Genomic DNA, 19,288 nt, shown 5'->3' on the forward strand with positions numbered 1-19,288 from the left:
GCGCGCAAGCCCTACGCGGTCGTGCTCAACGGCGCGCCGGCCCGCCGCGACGATGCCGAGAGCCCGATCGTGACGATCGCGCGCGAGGCGCTCGCCAAGTTCAAGGCGCCGGTGTGGGGCGGTCAGATCACCAACCGCGCCGATCTCCTGATGGCGCTGGGGCAGGGCGAAGGCGTGCGCGAATATTATGCGGAAGGCCGCGCGGCGGCCGAGATCGCGCGTCTCTGGGCTGCGATCGAGCGCTCGGTGAGGGCGATCCGCGGCACGGTGTCGGCCAACGGCGCGATGCACAAGCAGGCGGCGTGATAGCAGCCGATGTGAATCAGGGACGCGCGGGGCCGCCGCGCGTTTTTTGCTTGAGAGGCGAGGTTGAGAGGCGAGGTCAGGCGACCATCAGCAGATAGAACGCGATCGCCGGCGTCAGCGTCAGGATCACCGACCAGATCCCGACCGCCCACACGATATCCTCGGTGCTGAATCCCTGATGCTCAGGGAATGGATGATCCTGAAAAGCCACGACGCCCCCGCGCTCGTTTTGAGGTTTTCAACATCCATAGCGGAATGTCTTTAAAGAGCTGGTTGCCGCGCTCGGCGCATTTGACCGCGTTTGTTAGCCGCGATTAACCAACGGCCGCCGCGCTCGGCGCGGCGTCCAAAGGCCGGGGCGGCCGACTTGACATCAATCGCCGGACGATCGAGGCAGAGCCGGTGATTGCGCCCGGCCGGGCTCAGGCGACGCGGCTCCGTGTCGCGGCTGTGCTGCGGCGGTCGATTTCCTGATCCAGCCGTGCGGCGAGCTCGGCGCTGACCTCCACCATCGGCAGCCGCACCTCGGCGCTGGCGATGATGCCGGTCCGCGCCAGCCAGTACTTCGCCGGCGCCGGGCTCGGCTCGGTGAACAGCAGGCGCGTGAGATCCTCGACCTGCGCCCAGCACGCCGCCGCGGCGTCGGTCCGGCCGGCCCTCGCGTGATCGAGCATGGCCGCAAACGTCTCGGTCTCCAGATGCGCCGAGAGCAGGATGGCGCCGTCGGCGCCGGCCTGCAGCGCGTCGAAGCTCTGGGCATCCTCGCCCGTGAGGATACGGAAGCCCTGTGGCCGGCGCGCAATCAGATCGCGCGTCTGCATGCGGTTGGCGCAGCAATCCTTGAGCCCTGCGATGGCCGGATGCTCCGCGAGCCGCAGCAGCGTCTCGTTGTCGACGCCGACAGCCGAGCGATAGGGGATGTTGTAGAGCACGATCGGATGCGCCGTGCGCTCAGCCAAAGCGGTGAAGTGCGCCAGCAGCCCGCGTTGCGAGGGACGCACGTAAGGCGGGCTCGAGATCAGATAGAAGTCGATCGGCCATGACGCCGTTCGATCGAGCGCCTCGATGAGGTCTGATGTCGCCACGCCGCCGATGCCGAGACAGATCGGCAGTGTGCGACCGAGCGCCGCGAGTTCGTCGCGGACGGCGCCGACGAGGCGCGCGCGCTCGTCCCACGACAGCGCCAGCCCCTCGCCTGAGGTCGCGCCGAGCACGAAGCCATCGACCGGCTTGGCGGCATAATGCCGGACGAGATTGCGCAAGGATGCTTCATCCAGCGCGCCGTCGCGAAACGGCGTGATCAGCGGCAGCCATAGTCCGTGCAGTCGCGTTCGAAGGGGCGTCATGGTCCATCTCCTTGGGGGTGTTGAGGCCGGAGACGGGACACAGAAAAAAGCCCCGTCCTTGCGGCGGGGCTGGTGATGCGGCGGTGAACTTGGAAAGATTCTAGCGCGCGCGTCCACAGGTCCCCGGCTGGGGACCTTTTTTCGACGACAGCTTGGCGTGCGACGTGGACATGCGATCTACATGCGCTGATGGCGACGCGCTGTCAACGTCACGCGGGCGTGATGATGCCCCGTGCGGAAAAATCCATGCGCAAAAAAATAGCCGGGCCCAATGAGCCCGGCTGGAGGTATGGCCAATGAGGCCGACACAATCACCTTCCAAGAAGGATTCCGAGCGCTTGCGCCACTGGAGGAGGGGGACAATGCGCAGCGCCAACGCTCAGCACACCAACACTATGGTCCTCGATGCGGCCCTGCAGCAAGCAGGTGCACCGCATGTCAGACATGCACAATCTCAAGCCGGCCAGCGCTGCGCTTTGCTCACGACAAAGTCACGGAACACTTGGACGCGCGCGACCGTCTTCAATTCCTCAGGGTAGACGAAGTAGGTGTCGAGCTGGATCGAGTCCGATTCACCAAACAGCTGCACGAGCCGGCTGTTCTCTTCGACCAGATAGTCGGGCAGCGCGGCGATGCCGAGCCCTTGCTGGCAGGCGCGCACCAGGCCGAGGATGTTGTTGACGCGGAAATACGCCTCGCGCGGACCGGAGCCGTTGCGGCCGGCATCGACCAGCCAGCTGCGGTTCTGCAGATGCGGCGCGACCTGGCCGTCGGCCAGCATGATGATGCGGTGATCGTCGAGCTCGTCGAGGGTGCGCGGCGTGCCGAAGCGCTTCACATATTCCGGCGAGCAATAAGCGTGGAAGCTGATCGCGAACAGCTTGCGCTGGATCAGGTCAGGCTGGGTCGGCTTGCGCGTGCGGATCGCGACGTCGGCCTCGCGCATCGACAGATCGAGCTCTTCGTCGGTGACGATCAGCGAGATCCGGATCTCCGGATACATCGCGGTGAACTCGCCGAGCCGCGGGATCAGCCAGTTGATGCCGACGCCCGGAGTCGTGGTGATCTTCAGGTCGCCGCTGGGACGTTCGCGGCTGTCGGTCAGCTTGGCGCGCGCGGCCTGCAATTGCATGAAGACGTCGTGCGCCGTGCGGAACAGCAGGTCGCCCTGCTCGGTGAGGATCAGGCCGCGGGCGTGGCGATGAAACAGCGAGACCGCCAGCTCCTGTTCGAGCGCACTCACCTGGCGCGACACTGCCGATTGCGACAGCCCGAGCTGCTCCCCGGCATGCGTGAAGCTGCCAGCTTCCGCCGCTGCGTGAAACACCTTCAGTTTGTCCCAATCCATATCCGTAAATCCATCCCGTGATCGTGGCATCGTCAGTTCATTCTGCAGCGGCGCGTTCGCTCGCGGTGTGGGCGAGGAAGCGTTCAGCCTCGAGGGCCGCCATGCAGCCCATGCCGGCGGCGGTGATCGCCTGCCGATAGGTTTCGTCGGCGACGTCGCCGGCCGCGAACACGCCGGGCACGGAGGTCGCGGTCGAGCCGGGCACCACCTCGACATAGCCGGACGGCTTCAGCTTCAGCTGGCCCGCGACGAGCTCCGTCGCCGGCGCATGGCCGATCGCGACGAACACGCCATCGGCGGGCAGCTCGGTGACGGCGCCGGTCTTCACGTTCTTGAGCCGGACGTGAGTCACCTTCGAAGGCGAGCTCGCGCCGCAGATCTCGTCGAGCGCGCTGTCCCACACCACCTTGATCTTGGGATGCTTGAACAGCCGCTCCTGCAGGATGCGCTCGGCGCGGAAATGATCGCGCCGGTGCACGACTGTGACGGTGGAGGCGAAATTGGTCAGGAACAGCGCTTCCTCGACGGCGGTGTTGCCGCCACCGACGACGATGACCTCCTTGCCGCGATAGAAGAAGCCGTCGCAGGTCGCGCAGGCCGAGACGCCGAAGCCCTTGAACGTCTCCTCCGACGGCAGCCCGAGCCAGCGCGCCTGAGCGCCGGTCGCCAGGATGACGGTTTCGGCGAGATAGACGTCGCCGGAATCGCAGGTCAGGCGGAACGGACGCTGGCCGAGCTCGAGCTTGGTGACCAGATCGGTCCTGATCTGGGCGCCGACGTGAGTGGCCTGCTTCTCCATCTGCTCCATCAGCCAGGGGCCCTGGATGACGTCGGCGAAGCCTGGGTAATTCTCGACGTCCGTCGTGATGGTGAGCTGGCCGCCCGGCTGAATGCCTTGGATCAGCACCGGCTCAAGCATGGCCCGTGCCGCGTAGATCGCCGCGGTATAGCCGGCTGGGCCGGAACCGATGATGACGACTTTGGCATGGATCGGAGCTTGCATGACGACGAGAACTCGCTGGAAAGGGGTAGATTGACGACGCAGCGAGCGGATTGCGTAGGAGAAACGCCCCGAAGCCCCATCGAAAATGTCAAATCCAAGTCTAAGCCATCTGGCAAGCTATGCAAGAATTGCAACGCATCTCGGCGAATTTTCCCTTCACGAGCCGGTCAACAGGGGAAATCTAGAGTAATAAAATTGCGCAAATTGATCGGCTTGCGCTAAGAGATTGCCTTCCGCCCGGGGGCCCGCCTCCCGCCTGTTCCCGCCAGCCCCCAATCCCCCGTGACCAAGAATCTCGACGACATCGATCTCAAAATCCTGAGCGAAATTCAGGCCGACGGCAGGATTACCAATGTGGAATTGGCCAAGCGGGTCGGCATCTCGCCGCCACCCTGCCTGCGGCGGGTCAGGACGCTGGAGGAAGAGGGCTACATCACCGGCTATCGAGGCCTGCTCGATCCGCGCAAGCTCGGCTTCGATGTCACCGTGTTTGCCGCGGTGCATCTGTCGAGCCAGGCGGATTCGGACCTGAAGGCGTTCGAGGAGTTCGTCCGCGCGGAGCCGCTGGTGCGGGAGTGCTGGATGCTGTCCGGCGAGGTGGATTTCATCCTGAAATGCGTGGCGCCTGACATGGCGACGTTCCAGGAGTTCGTCACGCACCTGACGGCAGCGCCTCACGTGCGCAACGTGCGCACCTCACTGGTGCTGCACAATTCGAAATACGAGGCGGCGGTGCCGCTCGAGGTCAAGGGACGGACCTAAGCCCCAGGCGTCATTCCAGGGCAGCCCCGAAAGGGGCTGAACCCGGAATTTCGAGATGGCGTCTGTAAGCTCTGGATTCCGGGTTCGATGCTGCGCATCGCCCCGGAATGACAATCGAGAGAGAGCGAGCTCAGCTCTTCTTGCGCAGCAGCGCGTCGAGGCTGATCGGGCCGCCGCCGGCCGTCGCCAGATACAGACACGAGAAGCAGAAGGCGATCGCCGCGGTGCCGTTGTTCAACAGCGGCAACCACACCGGCTCGCCGGTCTTGAACATGTGGCCGAGGAAATACGCGAACGCCATCTGGCCGGAGAGGATGAACGCGACCGGGCGCGTGAGCAGGCCGACCATCAGCAGGGCGCCGAGCACGAGCTCGATCATGCCGGCCGCGTAGATCAGCGGCGGGATGTTGGCGAAATACGGGATCACCGGAAACTTGAAGATCTTCGCCACGCCGTACTGAAACAGCAAAAGGCCGGTGACGAAGCGAAACAGGCTGAGCACAGCCGGTTGCCATTTCGAGAGCATCTGCTCCATGTCTGATCATCCCCCAATCAAAGCTATCATGATGTCACGAGCGCCGCACCGGTCCGAGCGGCACCGTTCGCCCTTCCTGCACTAGCTCATTACGTAAACCCCGTCACCGCCGCGTCTCTTCCGGTCCCGATGAATTGACCGTGTGCTGCTGGACGGCATAGGGCGGGGAGTGAGGCCGGCGCGCCGCCCTCCTGTTGAACGAGACCCGCAAAACGAGAAAGGGCTGCGCCTTCGCGCAGCCCTTGTTTGGTTCAGATCCTGGTGAGGGCGACCGACGTCAGCGCCACTCGACCTTCTCGATCTCGTAGGACTTGGCGCCGCCAGGCGCCATCACCTCGACGGTGGTCCCCATCTTCTTGCCGATCAGCGCGCGCGCCAGCGGCGAGGTGATCGAGATCTTGCCCTTCTTGGCGTCGGCCTCGACTTCGCCGACGATCTGCCAGACCGTCTTCTTCTCGGTGTCCTCGTCGATCAGGGTCACGGTCGCGCCGAACTTGATCGTGTCGCCGGAGAGCTTGGCCACGTCGATGATGTCGGCGCGCGCCAGCTTGTCCTCGAGCTCGGCGATGCGGCCCTCGTTGTGCGACTGCTCTTCCTTGGCGGCGTGATACTCCGCATTCTCCGAGAGATCGCCATGCGAGCGCGCTTCGGCGATGTGCTCGATGATGCGCGGGCGGTCCACCGACTGGCGCTGCTTCAGCTCGACCTCCAGTGCGGCATAGCCACCCGCGGTCATCGGAACCTTTTCCACCATCTCTTCTCGTCCTTCAGCCGTGCGGGCAACGGCGCGCACGATCAGCATCTTCAGAATCAGAATAGGCCTTTGCGGCTCAAAGCAAAGCCCGAAAGCCAAAGCCGGAAAGTCCCGTCAGTCCGCCCCGTCAAAGGCCGGACCAACATCGAACGGGGCGGCGAGTTCCTGCGGAGAGGCTTTATTGCCGATTGTTGCCAATCGCTTAGCGGGCTCTCGCCCGCGCCACGCGATTAGTTTTCGGAAAAGTAACTCTGCAAGGTGCGGACCTCAAGGTCTCCCCCGAGATAGGCACGGATGCCTTGCGCAGCCGCCACGGCACCCGAAAGAGTGGTGTAATACGGCACTTTATGCAAGAGGGCAGCGCGCCGCAGCGAGCGGCTGTCGGCTAGGGCCTGCGGGCCTTCGGTGGTATTGAAGACCAGCTGGATATCGCCATTGGTGATGGCGTCCACGATGTGCGGCCGTCCTTCCAGCACCTTGTTGATCTTCTCGGTCGGGACGCCCTGATCGACCAGGAAGCGCTGGGTGCCCGAGGTGGCGACGACCTTGAAGCCATGCTCGTGCAGCATGCGCACGACCTCGGTGATCCGGCCCTTGTCACTCTCGCGCACCGAGACGAACACCGTGCCCTTGCGCGGCACGCGCGTGCCGCCGCCGAGCTGGCTCTTGGCGAACGCCACCGCAAAGGAGCGGTCGATGCCCATCACCTCGCCGGTCGAGCGCATCTCCGGGCCCAACACCGTGTCGACGCCGGGGAAGCGGGCGAACGGGAAGACCGATTCCTTGACGCCGACATGCTTGGGCGCGCGCTTCTTGAGGCCGAAATCCGCGAGCTTCTCACCCGCCATGATTCGCGCCGCGATCTTGGCGACCGGCGTGCCGACGACCTTGGCGACGAAGGGCACCGTGCGCGAGGCGCGCGGGTTGACCTCGAGCACGTAGATCGTGCCGTCCTTGATCGCATACTGCACGTTCATCAGGCCGACGACGTCGAGGCCGAGCGCCAGCTCGCGGGTCTGCCGCTCCAGCTCGCCGATCATGGCGTCGTCGAGCGAATGCGGCGGCAGCGAGCAGGCGGAGTCGCCCGAATGAATGCCGGCTTCCTCGATGTGCTCCATGATGCCGACCACGAACGTGTCCTTGCCGTCGCAGAGGCAGTCGACGTCGACCTCGGTGGCATCGGACAGATAGCGGTCGAACAGCAGCGGGTTCTTGCCGAGCACCGTGTTGATCTGGCCGGTCTTGTCGTTGGGATAGCGCGCCTTGACGTCGGCCGGCACCAGCTCGGGCAGGGTGCCGAGCAGGTAGTCGCTGAGCTGGTTGTCCTCGCGGATGATCTGCATCGCGCGGCCACCGAGCACGTAGGACGGGCGCACCACCAGCGGCAGGCCGAGATCGGCCGCGACCAGGCGCGCCTGCTCGACCGAATAGGCGATACCGTTCTTCGGCTGCTTCAGATGCAGCTTGTCGAGGACGCGCTTGAAGCGGTCGCGGTCCTCGGCAAGGTCGATCGCCTCCGGCGAGGTGCCGAGGATCGGCACGTCGGCGTCTTCGAGCGCGCGCGCCAACTTCAGCGGTGTCTGGCCGCCGAACTGCACGATCACGCCATGCAGCGTGCCGTTCTTGCGTTCGGTCGCGATGATCTCGAGCACGTCCTCGGCCGTCAGCGGCTCGAAATACAGCCGGTCTGCGGTGTCGTAGTCGGTCGACACCGTCTCCGGATTGCAATTGACCATGATGGTCTCGTAGCCGGCATCGGCCAGCGCGAAACAGGCATGACAGCAGCAATAGTCGAACTCGATGCCCTGGCCGATGCGATTCGGACCGCCACCGAGAATGATGACCTTCTTCTTGTCCGACGGCGCGCTCTCGTCGGCGAGGTGGCCGGCGAACAGCGTCTCGTAGCTCGAATACATGTAGGCAGTGGGCGAGGCGAACTCGGCCGCGCAGGTGTCGATGCGCTTGAACACAGGACGGACGTCGAGCGCGTGCCGCTTGGCGGCGACCTCTGCCTCGGTGGTGTTGGCGAGCACGGCGAGCCGGGCGTCGGAGAAGCCCATCCCCTTCAGCGTACGCATGCCCTGCGCGTTCGGCGGCAGGCCGTGACGGCGGACCTTGTCCTCCATCTCGACGATGCCGCGCATCTGCGCCAGGAACCACGGATCGATCTTGCAGGAGTTGAAGATCTCCTCATCGGACCAGCCGAGGCGCATCGCCTGCGCCACCTGCAGGATGCGGTTCGGCGTCGGCGTGCCCAGGGCGGCGCGGATCGCGTTCTTGTCGTCGCCGCGGCCGAGCCCTTCGATGTCGATCTCGTCGAGGCCGGTGAGCCCGGTCTCGAGGCCGCGCAGCGCCTTCTGCAGGCTCTCCTGGAAGGTGCGGCCGATCGCCATGACCTCGCCGACCGACTTCATCGACGTCGTCAGCGTGGTCGAGGCGCCCGGGAATTTCTCGAAGGCAAAACGGGGAATCTTGGTGACAACGTAGTCGATGGTCGGCTCGAACGACGCCGGGGTCGCGCCGCCGGTGATGTCGTTGGCGATCTCGTCGAGCGTGTAACCGACCGCGAGCTTGGCCGCGACCTTGGCGATCGGAAAGCCCGTGGCCTTCGACGCCAATGCCGAGGAACGCGACACGCGCGGGTTCATCTCGATCACGACCATGCGGCCATCGGCCGGGTTGACGCCGAACTGCACGTTGGAGCCACCGGTCTCGACGCCGATCTCGCGCAGCACCGCCAGCGAGGCGTCGCGCATGATCTGGTATTCCTTGTCGGTCAAGGTCAGCGCCGGCGCGACGGTGATGGAGTCGCCGGTGTGCACGCCCATCGGATCGAGGTTCTCGATCGAGCAGACGATGATGCAGTTGTCCTTCTTGTCGCGGACGACCTCCATCTCGTACTCCTTCCACCCGAGCACCGATTCTTCGATCAGCACTTCGTTGGTGGGGGAGGCATCGAGACCGCGCTCGATGATATCGAGGAACTCTTCCTTGTTGTAGGCGATGCCGCCGCCGGTGCCGCCCATGGTGAAGGACGGACGGATGATCGCGGGCAGGCCGATCTCGGACAGCGCCATGAGCGCCTCGCCGAGGGCATATTCCTGGTAGCGCTTGCGGCGGTCGTTTTCGCCGAGCGTCCACTGCCGGTCGAGCTCGTCGCGCTCGGCGCCGGTGAGCTTCTCGCGCTCGGCGAGATATTTGTCGCGATACTGCTTCTTCAGCGCGGAGGCGTTGGCGAGCCGCGACTTCGGCGTCTGCAGCCCGATCTTCTCCATGGCGTTGCGGAACAGCTGGCGGTCCTCGGCCTTGTCGATCGCGTCAGCGGTGGCGCCGATCATTTCGACGTCGAACTTCTCCAGCGTGCCCTGCCGGCGCAGCGACAGCGCGCAGTTCAGCGCGGTCTGGCCGCCCATCGTCGGCAGTAGCGCGAAGCCGCCGGGAATGACGTTGCGTTCCTTCTCGATGATCTTGGCGACGATCTCGGGCGTGATCGGCTCGATATAGGTCGCGTCGGCCAATTCCGGATCGGTCATGATCGTGGCCGGATTGGAATTGACGAGGACGACGCGATAGCCCTCCTCCTTGAGCGCCTTCACCGCCTGCGTGCCCGAATAATCGAATTCGCAGGCCTGGCCGATCACGATCGGACCGGCGCCAATGATCAGGATGGTCGAGATGTCGGTTCGTTTCGGCATTCAAGCTCACGGGCAAGAAACGGCAGAGATTTGGGCACAAAAAAAGGGCGCGCGTGCCGCGCGTCCCCGAAGGCCATGGGAAGGCCAAGGCGCGACCAGTGCTCGCGCGCGAGCGGTCTTTAGACCAGTTTCCTCTGAGCGAAAAGGGTTTTGGGCCGAAATCAACGGCCAAATTGGCCGGACTGGCAAACGGGCGGCCCCGTGACCGCTGGCTCGCCGAACGGAAGCTGCGAGAGCAGCGAAGGCTGGAGGCCCGGCCTGGACTTGAACCAGGTTCAAGAGCGTTGCACCGCTCTTCGCGTCGTAGCTTCCGCCACCGGGCCGAGAACGATCTTACCTCTCACGGGCCCGTGATCCAGCACGTGTTTCAGTTAACCCTAATTCCGTTGCCGGATGCGGCCGACGCGGCGGTGGGGCGGGGCGCTGGCGGTCAGACGGTTCCCGTGGCCGGCCGCGCCACGAAGGTCATGCGCCAGGGATTGTGACCGATGTTCTTGGGCGCGCGGTCCGCGTTGAACCCGGCTTTCTTCAGGCGGGCAAGGATATCGGCCTCGGTGTACCGCTGGAGGCCGATCCTGGTCCGCAGCTGCCGGTAATCGGACAGGGCGGTGGCGACCAGGCCGACCAGCGCATCCTTGAGGAAGCCGTCGCGGGCGGCAAACATCAACAGAGCCAGGACGTCGCGGGGCATGCCGACGTCGGGGCGCAGGATGTCGCCCAGCACGAATTGCCCGGACGGCTTGAGCAGCCGGCGGATGACGCCCAGCGCCGCGTCGAAATCGGTCGCGCTCATGTACTGCGCCACCGAGTTCATGACGACGAGATCGATCGAGGCCTCCTGCATGTTGCGCAGCTCGTCGAGCGAGCGGACGCGGATCTTGGTGTTGGGCGCGAAGCGCGCGATGAGCCGTCCGCGCACGCCGGGCGCCGGCTCGGCCAGGATCAGGGTCATGCAGGCGTCGGCGACCTTGCCGGCCGACAGGGCCTCACCGCAGGAATAGTCGAGCACCACGGCATCGGGCGAGCGAATGTAGCCCACGATGTCGCGCGCGATCCCCTCGAAGTGCAGGTCGCGGTGCAGCTTGCTCGCATAGATCGTGTGCGTGGAATCGTAATAATCGATCCAATCGTCCATAGCGGGTTCCGGCAAACACGGTTCCTTGATCGGAACTGGAGGGGTCAGCGAGCGTTAACGGGTCCGATTACCCGTGTCCATCGCTGCTTCTAACAGGAAGGTTAGGCCGTGAGTAAAGCAAAGACCGACAAGACCGCCCCCGACCTCGATACCCCGACCGATCTGTCTCCGGACGCCGTGAACAAGATCTCCACGGCGCTCAACACGCTGCTGGCGGATGCCTTTGCGCTGTATCTGAAGACCAAGAATTTCCATTGGCACGTCAGCGGCCGGCATTTTCATGACTATCACGAGATGCTGGACGAGCAGTCGGATGCGATCTTCGCCACCACGGACCAATTGGCCGAGCGGGTGCGCAAGCTCGGCGGCACCACAATCAAATCGATCAGCCAGATCAGTAAGCTGCAGACGATCAAGGACAACAACGAAGAGTATGTTCCGCCGCGCGAGATGCTGCGGGAGTTGATGGAGGACAACAAGCACATCGCGGCCGCGATGCGGAAGGCGCATGAGGTGTGCGACGACAATGACGATCCGGCCACCGCAGGCCTGCTCGAAAACTTCATCGACGAGACCGAGCGGCGCACCTGGTTCCTGTTCGAGGCCAGCCGCCAGGAAGGCAGCAACGCGGCGTGATCTGATCGGCTGCGACGTGATCTCGGGGGCGCGCTACGGTGAAGTCGCGCGTCCCTGATTTTTTGCGTCGTACCCGGCTCAGGGGCGCGAGCCGGACATCCACAGGCCCTCGAGCATCGTCGTCAGAGCGCGTTGAGCGGCACCTTCAGGAAACGGCGCCCGGTCTCGTCCGCACTCGGCAATTGTCCTGCCTTCATGTTCACCTGCAGCGAGGGAATGATCAGCTTGGGCATGTCCAGCGTGCGGTCGCGCGCCTCGCGGGCGGCGACGAACTCATCCTCGGTGATGCCGTCACGCACGTGAATATTGTGCGCGCGCTGCTCGGCCACGGTCGTTTCCCAACGAATGTCGCGGCCGTTCGGACCGTAATCGTGACACATGAACAGCCGCGTCGCGTCAGGCAGCTCCAGGACCCGGCGGATCGAGCGATACAGCGTGCGGGCATCCCCGCCCGGAAAATCGGCCCGCGCCGAGCCGCCATCGGGCATGAACAACGTGTCCCCGACGAAAGCGGCATCACCGATGACGTGAGTCATGCAGGCGGGCGTGTGCCCCGGCGTATGCATGGCAAACCCCGTCATGCCGCCGATCTGGTAGGTGTCGCCATCCTGGAACAAGCGATCGAATTGGCTGCCGTCGCGGCGAAACTCGGTGCCCTCGTTGAAGATCTTGCCGAAGGTCTCCTGCACGACGCGGATGTTGGCGCCGATGCCGATCTTGCCGCCCAGCTTGGACTGGATGTAGGGCGCCGCCGACAGATGATCGGCATGGACATGGGTTTCGATCAGCCATTCCAGCCGCCATCCATTGTCCTGGATCAGGCGAATGATCTTGTCGGCCGAGACAGGCGCGATGCGGCCGGATGCGTAATCGATGTCCATCACGGAATCGATGACGGCGCAGGCGGGCGAGCAGGGGTCCTTGACCACATAGCTCACCGTGTTGGTCGCCGGATCGAAGAACGGCGTGATGTCGGGCTTCACTGACAGATCGACCGGATGCGGGATGCTGGACATGTGAACCTCCGCCGAAGCGTGTGTCTTGTTCATTCCGACTTGTTCATTCCGAAAGCGCAACGCCGAGCGCCGGTTGGCGGTTCGCCAGGACGCGCGCTGCGGCCATCCCGGCCATCATGGCGATCACGAACAGGACGATCCCAGGCGAGCCGTAGCCCAGCGCGACGAAAGCAGGGCCGGGACAGATGCCGGCAAGGCCCCAGCCGATGCCGAAAATGGCCGGTCCCGTTGCGATTCGCCAATCCAATGTCTGCGCGTGCGGCAGATGGAAGCGGTCGTGGAGCACCGGGCGTTGCCGTCGGAAGACGAGCCGGAAGCCGATGAAGGCCGTGCCGACAGCACCCGCCATCACGAGGAGGAGGCTGGGGTCCCAGCCGCCGGAGCGGATCGCGGCGAGATCGAGAAAGCTCAGCACCTTCTCCGGATTGGACATGCCGGACAGCAGCAGCCCGAGCCCAAACACGACGCCGATGACGAACTGGATCAGGATGATCATGTCGGCCTCACATCACATGCCGGACGATGAACGTGGTCGCGACCGCGGTCGCCATGAACACCAGGGTGGCCAGGAGGGAGCGCGGCGACAGGCTGGCGATGCCGCAGACGCCGTGGCCCGAGGTGCAGCCATTGCCCCAGACCGCGCCGAAGCCGACCAGCAATCCCGCCAGCACGAGCGCCGTCGGGCCGACCTGGAGGACGAGCGGCGGCAGGTCTCGGGTCGCGAGCCGCACCATCAGAGCCGCGGCGACGAGGCCGGCGATGAAGGCGAGCCGGCCGGCGAGCGTGCGGTCCCAAGGCGGCAGCAGCCGGGCGGCAATGCCGCTGACCCCGGCGATCCGGCCGGTCAGGCCCATCATCAGGACGGCGGCGATCCCGATCAAGGCGCCGCCCGCGAGCGCGGTCGAGAATGGTTCACTGATCATATCGCTGCGGCCCTCGGCAGTCTGTGTGCGTTGCAATCCATAGTCATATGCATTATTGCTTATATGCGAAATCAGAGAAGTAACAATCATGACAGCGCGGGTTGCACGCAAGGCCAAGGCTCGCTTGGTGGTTCCCTCGGTCGCCGAGGGTCTGGAAGACAAGGCGGAGGAGGCGGCGCGCCTGCTGTCGGCCATGGCGAACCCGAAGCGGCTCATGGTGCTCTGCAATCTGATCGAGGGGGAGCGTTCGGTGGGCGAGCTCGCCGAGCAGGTGGGCCTGCGCCAGACGGCGCTGTCGCAGCATCTTGCCATGATGCGCGCGCTAGATCTGGTGGCTACCAGGCGTGACGGCCAGACGATCTATTATAGCCTGGCGAGCGACGAGGTCCGCGAGGTCCTGCAGACACTGTATCGGCTGTATTGCGCCTGATCAGCGCGCGCGATGCCACAAGCGCGTGAGCGGACCGTCTGCGCCATGCACCGGATCGGTCGCCGGCAACGGGACCTCCGGAATCGTCTTCATGGCCCGCGCATGGTTCTCCGGGGTCGGCCGGGTGACCTGCATCTTCGGTCCTGGCGGGTAGGCACCGACGATGCAGAAATCCGCGCTGGCTGAGAGGCATTGATGGCCGGTGCCGGCGGGCAGGATGGCCACGTCGCCTGGTTCGAGCTCGAACTCCTGTCCTTGGTCGCCGCCGAAGCGCACCCGCGCGGTGCCGCTGGCGACGCCGAGCGCCTCATGCACCGTCGCGTGATAGTGCAGATAGTCGTAGACGCCGTTGCGCCACATGTCGAAGACCCCCTCGATGGTTGTTGCGGGGTCGTCGCGATCGAGAGTGATGGCCGACTTGTAGACCAGGAACGGCATCGGATTGTTCGGCACGAGGCCGTCATCGGCAAACACGATGCTGATCGGCTCGCTGCCCTCTGCGCCTGTCGATGTCATTCGTGCTCCCCATCGGACCTCTCCCGACATCAACACGATCGGCGTCATCAACGTTCCGGCAAGCCATATCGGCCGCACGCCGGTCGGATTGACACCACTTGCCGAGCTGGCTAGCGTTACAATAAGTAAGAATGAAATCGGGAGGACCGTGTGCGGCTCGTCCGTAGTCGGCACGATACGAGATCTGCAATCCTGGGTTACCTCTGGTGCACCGGCGGCTCGTTCCGGCCGGATCTGGCGCAGGGCGTCGCGCTGACCGAGGCCAGCATCTCCCGCATCATCAGCGATCTGAAGACCGAGGGGGTCATCCAGGAGACCCGGCGCGCGGCGCCTTATCGCGGCGGACCCAGCCTGTTCGTCGCCTTGAGCAGCGGCATCTCGGTTGCCGCGATCGAGGTCTCCAACAACCGGCTCTACGCCGCCGTCGGCACGCTGGCCGGCGACACGCTGTATTCGGAGCGCTACGACCTGCCTGACGGTCTCGGCGCCGCCGCCGTCACAGCGACGGTGACGCAGGCGGTTCGCGAGCTCGCGGCCTGGGCCACGCCGCGCGGTCTCGTGCTGGAGCAGCTGGCTGTCTCGATCCCGGGATACGATCCGGATCTGCGTGCCAGCCCGATCGTGCCGCTCGATGCCGATGCGCTCGCCAACGTCCTGCAGCGTGAGCTTCCGGAGACGCCGGCGCGCTTGACCAATTCGATGGTTGCCCGCGCCGTCGCGCATCGTCTGCAGATGGGAACCGGTGTGCTCGGCGGCTCGTATTTCTTCGTGTTCGTCGGCCATGGCGTTGGCGCCGCGATCGTCGACGAACTCGCCGAAAGCGGCGATGTCGAGACCTGCGAGATCGGCCACGTCGTGATCGAACGCGGCGGCCGCTGCTGTCGCTGCGGTCATGGAGGCTGCCTCGAGCCCTATGTGTCGACCGTTGCGCTCGCTGACATTCTTGAGGTGCAGGAAGGCGATCTGATCGGCCGCGGCGATCGCTGGCCGGACGATTACAACATCCCGGCGGCGGCCCGGGCAGAGATCAAGGCGCGGTTGGGCCTGCTCGGCCTCGCGATCGGCAACGCGCTCAATCTCAACCGCCAGCGCAATGTCGTGATCGCCGGATGGCCGGGGGCTCTGCCCGCGGAGGATCGCGCCGTGGTCCTGGACGCCATCGGCGCATCGCGCCTCGGCGGCCTGCAGGGCATTGCGCTCACTTTCTCTACGGCAAGCCTCGGGCGCGAGCCGGTCTCCGGACTGGCGCTCGCCGCTTTCTCGTTCATTCGCCGCAGCGGCGCGCGTCGCAAGCAGCGACAGCAATTGATCTCGAATTGACAAACGTCGGCGGCCGTCACGTCCGACGATCATGGGAGGGAAGCATGAAACCACATCACGCTCTGGCGGGCGCTCTGTTCTGTCTGGCGGCAGCGCTGCCGGCCACGTTCGCGCACGCCGAAACCGTGCTGAAGGTGAAGCCGTCGGGCGACCTCAAAGTCCTCGATCCGACCATCGCCGCGGATTCGATCGCGCGCAATTTCGGCTACATGATCTACGATACGCTGTTCACGGTCGACGACAAGCTCCAGGTCAAGCCGCAGATGGTCGACAGCTGGACCACCTCCGCGGACCGCAAGATCTGGACCTTCAAGCTGCGCGACGGGCTCAAGTTCGGCGACGGCGCGAGCGTGACGTCGGAGGACGTCGTCGCCTCACTCAAGCGCTGGAGCCAGGCCGATGCGATGGGGCAGATGCTGAATGCCCATGGCGCAGCCTGGGACATCGTCGACGCCAAGACCTTCAGCCTGACTTTGAAGGAGCCCTGGGGCTTCGTGCTCGACGCGCTCGCCAAGCCGGGCGCACCGGTGCCCTTCATCGTTCCGGCTCGCGTCATCGCCGCGACCGCTGCCGGGCAGCCACTCGCAGATCAGACCGGGTCAGGTCCCTTCATCTTCAAGAAGGATGAATGGGTGCCAGGCTCCAAGCTGGTGTTCACCAAGAACCCGAATTACGTGCCGCGCGCCGAGCCGGCATCGGGACTTTCCGGCGGCAAGGTCGTCAAGTTCGACCGCGTCGAATGGCTGATCATTCCCGACCAGCAGACCGCGCTCGACGCGTTGAAAAAGGGCGAGCTGGATATCGCCGAGGACATTCCGACCGATCTCGTTCCGGTGGCGAAGGCCGGCAGGAACGTGGTCGTCTCCAACCAGGACGAGATCGGCGTGGCGCAGCAGATCCGCCTCAACTCGGTCCAGCCGCCATTCGATAATCCCGCCATCCGCCGCGCCGCGCTGCTGGCGGTGAATCCAACTGATTACATCGAGGCCTGGGGTGGCGGCGAGGGCGGCCTGATCAAGGCGTGCAAATCATTCTACATCTGCGCCTCGCCCTACTACACGGAGTTGGGCTTTCCGTCCTTCGACCTGGAGAAGGCGAAGACGCTGCTGCGCGAGAGCGGCTATGACGGCACGCCGGTCGTGATCCTCGATGCCTCGGAGAATGCGCAGATCCATCCGGCGAGCCTCGTCGCCGAGCAGCAGCTCAAGGCGGCCGGCTTCAAGGTCGACGTGCAGGCGATGGACTGGGCGACGGTCGTGAGCCGCCGCGCCAAGAAGGAGCCGGTCGGGCAGGGCGGCTGGTCGATCTTCATCTCCGGTCCCGGCGGGCTCGACATGATGTTGCCGATCAGCCATCTCGGCCTGCGCTCGAACTGCGACAAGGCGTGGTTCGGCTGGCCCTGCGACGCCGGGATCGAGAAGCTGCGTGCCGCGTTCGGCGACTCCGCCGACATGGCCGAGCGCAAGGCGCTCGCCGAGCAGATCCAGCTGCGCGCCGTGCAGACCGTGCCGTACATTCCGATCGCGGTGGCCTATCAGTTCCGCGCCGCGCGCGCCGATCTGACCGGCATCCTCAATCCGCCGGCGCCGGTGTACTGGAACGTGTCGCGCAAGTGAGGCGGCGGGCTAGCCGTTCGGCAGCTCGAACACCAGGCACGTCGTGGTGGCATGCGCCAGCAGGCGGCCTTGTGAATCGATGATGCGCGCTTCGGCCGTCGCGGCGCGGCGGCCGAATGACAGCGTCTTCCCCTCGGTCCGCACCACGCCTGTCGCTTCGGTCATCGCCTTGACGAAGGAGATCTTGAACTCCAGCGTCGTGTAGCCGCTGCCCTGCGGACATTGCGTGTGGACGGCGAGTCCCATCGCCGAATCCAACAGGATCGCGGCATAGCCGCCGTGAACGGAGCCGATGGGATTGTAGTGCCGCAAGCCGGGCACGCTGTGCATCACGACATGGCCCGGCTCTGCGGTGCAGTCGAACGGCGCGACCGTCTGCATGATCGGCGGCTGCGGCAGCGTCCCGGCGAAGACGCCGCGCACGAACTCGAGCCCAGGCATCGAGGCCAGCACCGTCACCGGCACCACGCCGAATTCGATCTCGGGTCCGACGGCTTCGTTCATGTCACGATCTCCCGACAAATGATGGTCATCATACAAAGAAGATGGACGCAGTGCGAGCGCAAATGTCGGCGGGGTGATCACGACGTCACGGGCAAAAAAATGCCCGGGAGCGACCCGGGCATTCAAAGGGCTGGAGATCACGCCGCGCTGCGCTTCTTCTCCCGCATCAGCTCGGCAAACCGCTGGAACAAATAGTGCGAGTCGCGCGGGCCGGGCGAGGCCTCGGGGTGATACTGCACCGAGAACACCGGCTTGCCCTCGAGCGCAATGCCGCAGTTCGAGCCGTCGAACAGCGAGATATGCGTCTGCGTCGCGCCGGCCGGCAAGGTGTCCTGGTCGACCGCGAAGCCGTGGTTCATCGAGGTGATCTCGACCTTGCCGGTGGTCTCGTCCTTGACCGGATGATTGGCGCCGTGATGGCCCTGATGCATCTTCTTGGTCTTGGCGCCGACCGCCAGCCCGAGCATCTGATGTCCCAGGCAGATGCCGAAGGTCGGCGTCCCGGAGGCGATCACCTGCTGGATCACCGGCACGGCATATTTGCCGGTCGCGGCGGGATCGCCGGGGCCGTTGGACAGGAACACGCCGTCCGGCTTCATCGCCATGATGTCCTCGGCCGAAGTCGTCGCCGGTACCACGGTCACCTTGCAACCGACGCCCGCGAGCAGGCGCAGGATGTTGCGCTTGATGCCGTAGTCGATAGCGACGACGTTGAACTCCGGCTTGGTCTGGTGGCCAAAGCCCTCGTTCCACACCCAGGGGGTCTCGTCCCAATTGAAGCGCTGCGCCGAGGTGACCATCGGCACGAGATCCATGCCCTCGAGGCCGGGCCACTCCCGCGCTTCCTTCTTCAGCGCGTCGAGATCGAACTTGCCGTCCTTGGCGTGGGCGATCACCGCATTCGGCATGCCCTTGGAGCGGATCAGCGCCGTCAGGGCGCGGGTGTCGATGCCCGACAGGCCGATGATGCCGCGGGCGCGCAGCCACTGGTCGAGATGGCGGCTGGCGCGGTAATTCGACGGATCTGATATCGCGGTGCGCAGGATCACGCCACGCGCGCCCGGCGTCGCCGCCATGTTCACCGTCTCGATATCCTCGCCGTTGGTGCCGACATTGCCGATATGCGGGAAGGTGAAGGTGATGAGCTGGCCGGCATAGGACGGATCCGTCAGGATCTCCTCATAGCCGGTCATCGCAGTGTTGAAGCAGACCTCGCCCACGGCGTGGCCTTCGGCGCCCAGGCCGTAGCCTTCCAGCACCGTTCCATCGGCGAGCACGAGGAGCGCGGTCGGTTTATGGTCCGGCCAGGCGGCGTCAGTATCGATGTGTGTCATGAGGCCTCTACATAGTGGGGCAAGCGCCCGGCGTCAAAGCAGGAAGCGGCCGATTCACACGGGATTTCGGTCAATTTGCGCTGACAACGGCCCGGTTTCGGTACCTTCG

The 19,288-nt window shown here is 65.0% G+C and carries 19 protein-coding genes, 1 tRNA gene and 1 pseudogene; 6 read left to right on the forward strand and 15 right to left on the reverse strand.

Annotated features, from left to right (window positions below):
- Positions 1–306: pseudogene (locus tag NLR35_RS22290) on the forward strand (ParA family protein); the annotation flags it as partial.
- 76 nt (positions 307–382) lie between these two features.
- Here NLR35_RS22290 and NLR35_RS22295 read toward each other — a convergent pair.
- From NLR35_RS22295 to trxB, 4 genes are all read right to left on the reverse strand, one after another.
- Complete coding sequence (locus tag NLR35_RS22295) at positions 383–517, reverse strand: hypothetical protein (RefSeq protein ID WP_257168686.1); 135 nt, start codon at positions 515–517, stop codon at positions 383–385.
- A gap of 211 nt (positions 518–728) precedes the next feature.
- A complete protein-coding gene (gene dapA, locus NLR35_RS22300) occupies positions 729–1,652 on the reverse strand; it encodes a 4-hydroxy-tetrahydrodipicolinate synthase (RefSeq protein ID WP_257168687.1) in 924 nt (307 codons plus the stop codon).
- Positions 1,653–2,106: 454 nt separating this feature from the next.
- The gene (locus NLR35_RS22305; protein WP_006610484.1) at positions 2,107–3,030 is read right to left on the reverse strand and encodes a LysR family transcriptional regulator; all 924 of its coding nucleotides are present in this window, start codon (positions 3,028–3,030) and stop codon (positions 2,107–2,109) included.
- Between the two features lie 7 nt (positions 3,031–3,037).
- Positions 3,038–4,003, reverse strand: a complete 966-nt coding sequence (gene trxB, locus NLR35_RS22310) for a thioredoxin-disulfide reductase (protein WP_257168688.1) — start codon at positions 4,001–4,003, stop codon at positions 3,038–3,040.
- Between the two features lie 282 nt (positions 4,004–4,285).
- Between trxB and NLR35_RS22315 the strand changes: the two genes are divergently transcribed.
- On the forward strand, positions 4,286–4,765 hold the full coding sequence (locus NLR35_RS22315; protein WP_257168689.1) for an Lrp/AsnC family transcriptional regulator: 480 nt from the start codon (positions 4,286–4,288) through the stop codon (positions 4,763–4,765).
- Between the two features lie 130 nt (positions 4,766–4,895).
- Here NLR35_RS22315 and NLR35_RS22320 read toward each other — a convergent pair whose 3' ends face one another.
- The 5 genes from NLR35_RS22320 to NLR35_RS22340 all read right to left on the reverse strand — a co-directional run bounded on the left by NLR35_RS22320 (position 4,896) and on the right by NLR35_RS22340 (position 10,884).
- On the reverse strand, positions 4,896–5,300 hold the full coding sequence (locus NLR35_RS22320; protein WP_257168690.1) for a DoxX family protein: 405 nt from the start codon (positions 5,298–5,300) through the stop codon (positions 4,896–4,898).
- 277 nt (positions 5,301–5,577) lie between these two features.
- Positions 5,578–6,054 (reverse strand): transcription elongation factor GreA, encoded by a 477-nt coding sequence (gene greA / locus NLR35_RS22325; protein ID WP_257168691.1) that lies wholly within the window; start codon positions 6,052–6,054, stop codon positions 5,578–5,580.
- Positions 6,055–6,284: 230 nt separating this feature from the next.
- Positions 6,285–9,749, reverse strand: coding sequence for a carbamoyl-phosphate synthase large subunit (carB, locus tag NLR35_RS22330; protein ID WP_257168692.1), 3,465 nt, complete (start codon positions 9,747–9,749; stop codon positions 6,285–6,287).
- A gap of 246 nt (positions 9,750–9,995) precedes the next feature.
- Positions 9,996–10,072: transfer RNA gene (locus NLR35_RS22335), tRNA-OTHER, on the reverse strand.
- A 107-nt stretch (positions 10,073–10,179) separates the two neighbouring features.
- Entirely contained in the window at positions 10,180–10,884 is a 705-nt protein-coding gene (locus NLR35_RS22340; protein WP_257168693.1) for a class I SAM-dependent methyltransferase, read from the reverse strand.
- Between the two features lie 108 nt (positions 10,885–10,992).
- Between NLR35_RS22340 and NLR35_RS22345 the strand changes: the two genes are divergently transcribed.
- Entirely contained in the window at positions 10,993–11,520 is a 528-nt protein-coding gene (locus NLR35_RS22345; protein WP_006610477.1) for a Dps family protein, read from the forward strand.
- Between the two features lie 122 nt (positions 11,521–11,642).
- Here NLR35_RS22345 and NLR35_RS22350 read toward each other — a convergent pair whose 3' ends face one another.
- From NLR35_RS22350 to NLR35_RS22360, 3 genes are read right to left on the reverse strand one after another with little or no spacing between them, the layout of a single operon-like run.
- The gene (locus NLR35_RS22350) at positions 11,643–12,536 is read right to left on the reverse strand and encodes an MBL fold metallo-hydrolase (RefSeq protein WP_257168694.1); all 894 of its coding nucleotides are present in this window, start codon (positions 12,534–12,536) and stop codon (positions 11,643–11,645) included.
- Positions 12,537–12,579: 43 nt separating this feature from the next.
- Positions 12,580–13,032, reverse strand: a complete 453-nt coding sequence (locus NLR35_RS22355) for a DUF6691 family protein (protein ID WP_257168695.1) — start codon at positions 13,030–13,032, stop codon at positions 12,580–12,582.
- A 7-nt stretch (positions 13,033–13,039) separates the two neighbouring features.
- A complete protein-coding gene (locus NLR35_RS22360) occupies positions 13,040–13,654 on the reverse strand; it encodes a YeeE/YedE family protein (protein ID WP_306577688.1) in 615 nt (204 codons plus the stop codon).
- On the opposite strand from NLR35_RS22360, the gene NLR35_RS22365 reads away from it, so the two are divergent.
- Positions 13,548–13,889, forward strand: coding sequence for a helix-turn-helix transcriptional regulator (locus tag NLR35_RS22365; RefSeq protein WP_257168696.1), 342 nt, complete (start codon positions 13,548–13,550; stop codon positions 13,887–13,889). The genes NLR35_RS22360 and NLR35_RS22365 overlap by 107 nt on opposite strands.
- Here NLR35_RS22365 and NLR35_RS22370 read toward each other — a convergent pair whose 3' ends face one another.
- A complete protein-coding gene (locus tag NLR35_RS22370) occupies positions 13,890–14,405 on the reverse strand; it encodes a cupin domain-containing protein (RefSeq protein WP_257168697.1) in 516 nt (171 codons plus the stop codon).
- Between the two features lie 150 nt (positions 14,406–14,555).
- On the opposite strand from NLR35_RS22370, the gene NLR35_RS22375 reads away from it, so the two are divergent.
- A complete protein-coding gene (locus tag NLR35_RS22375; RefSeq protein WP_257168698.1) occupies positions 14,556–15,725 on the forward strand; it encodes an ROK family transcriptional regulator in 1,170 nt (389 codons plus the stop codon).
- A 44-nt stretch (positions 15,726–15,769) separates the two neighbouring features.
- Positions 15,770–17,341 carry an ABC transporter substrate-binding protein gene (locus NLR35_RS22380; RefSeq protein ID WP_257168699.1) on the forward strand — a complete coding sequence of 524 codons (1,572 nt, stop codon included), beginning with the start codon at positions 15,770–15,772 and terminating at the stop codon, positions 17,339–17,341.
- A gap of 9 nt (positions 17,342–17,350) precedes the next feature.
- Here the strand turns inward: NLR35_RS22380 and NLR35_RS22385 are convergent, their stop codons facing one another.
- Both NLR35_RS22385 and carA read right to left on the reverse strand, forming a co-directional pair.
- Positions 17,351–17,845, reverse strand: a complete 495-nt coding sequence (locus NLR35_RS22385) for a PaaI family thioesterase (RefSeq protein WP_257168700.1) — start codon at positions 17,843–17,845, stop codon at positions 17,351–17,353.
- 137 nt (positions 17,846–17,982) lie between these two features.
- Complete coding sequence (gene carA / locus NLR35_RS22390) at positions 17,983–19,179, reverse strand: glutamine-hydrolyzing carbamoyl-phosphate synthase small subunit (RefSeq protein ID WP_257168701.1); 1,197 nt, start codon at positions 19,177–19,179, stop codon at positions 17,983–17,985.
- Positions 19,180–19,288: the final 109 nt, after the last annotated feature.

Origin of the sequence: Bradyrhizobium sp. SRS-191, assembly GCF_024586915.1 — a bacterium.
Lineage (GTDB): Bacteria > Pseudomonadota > Alphaproteobacteria > Rhizobiales > Xanthobacteraceae > Bradyrhizobium.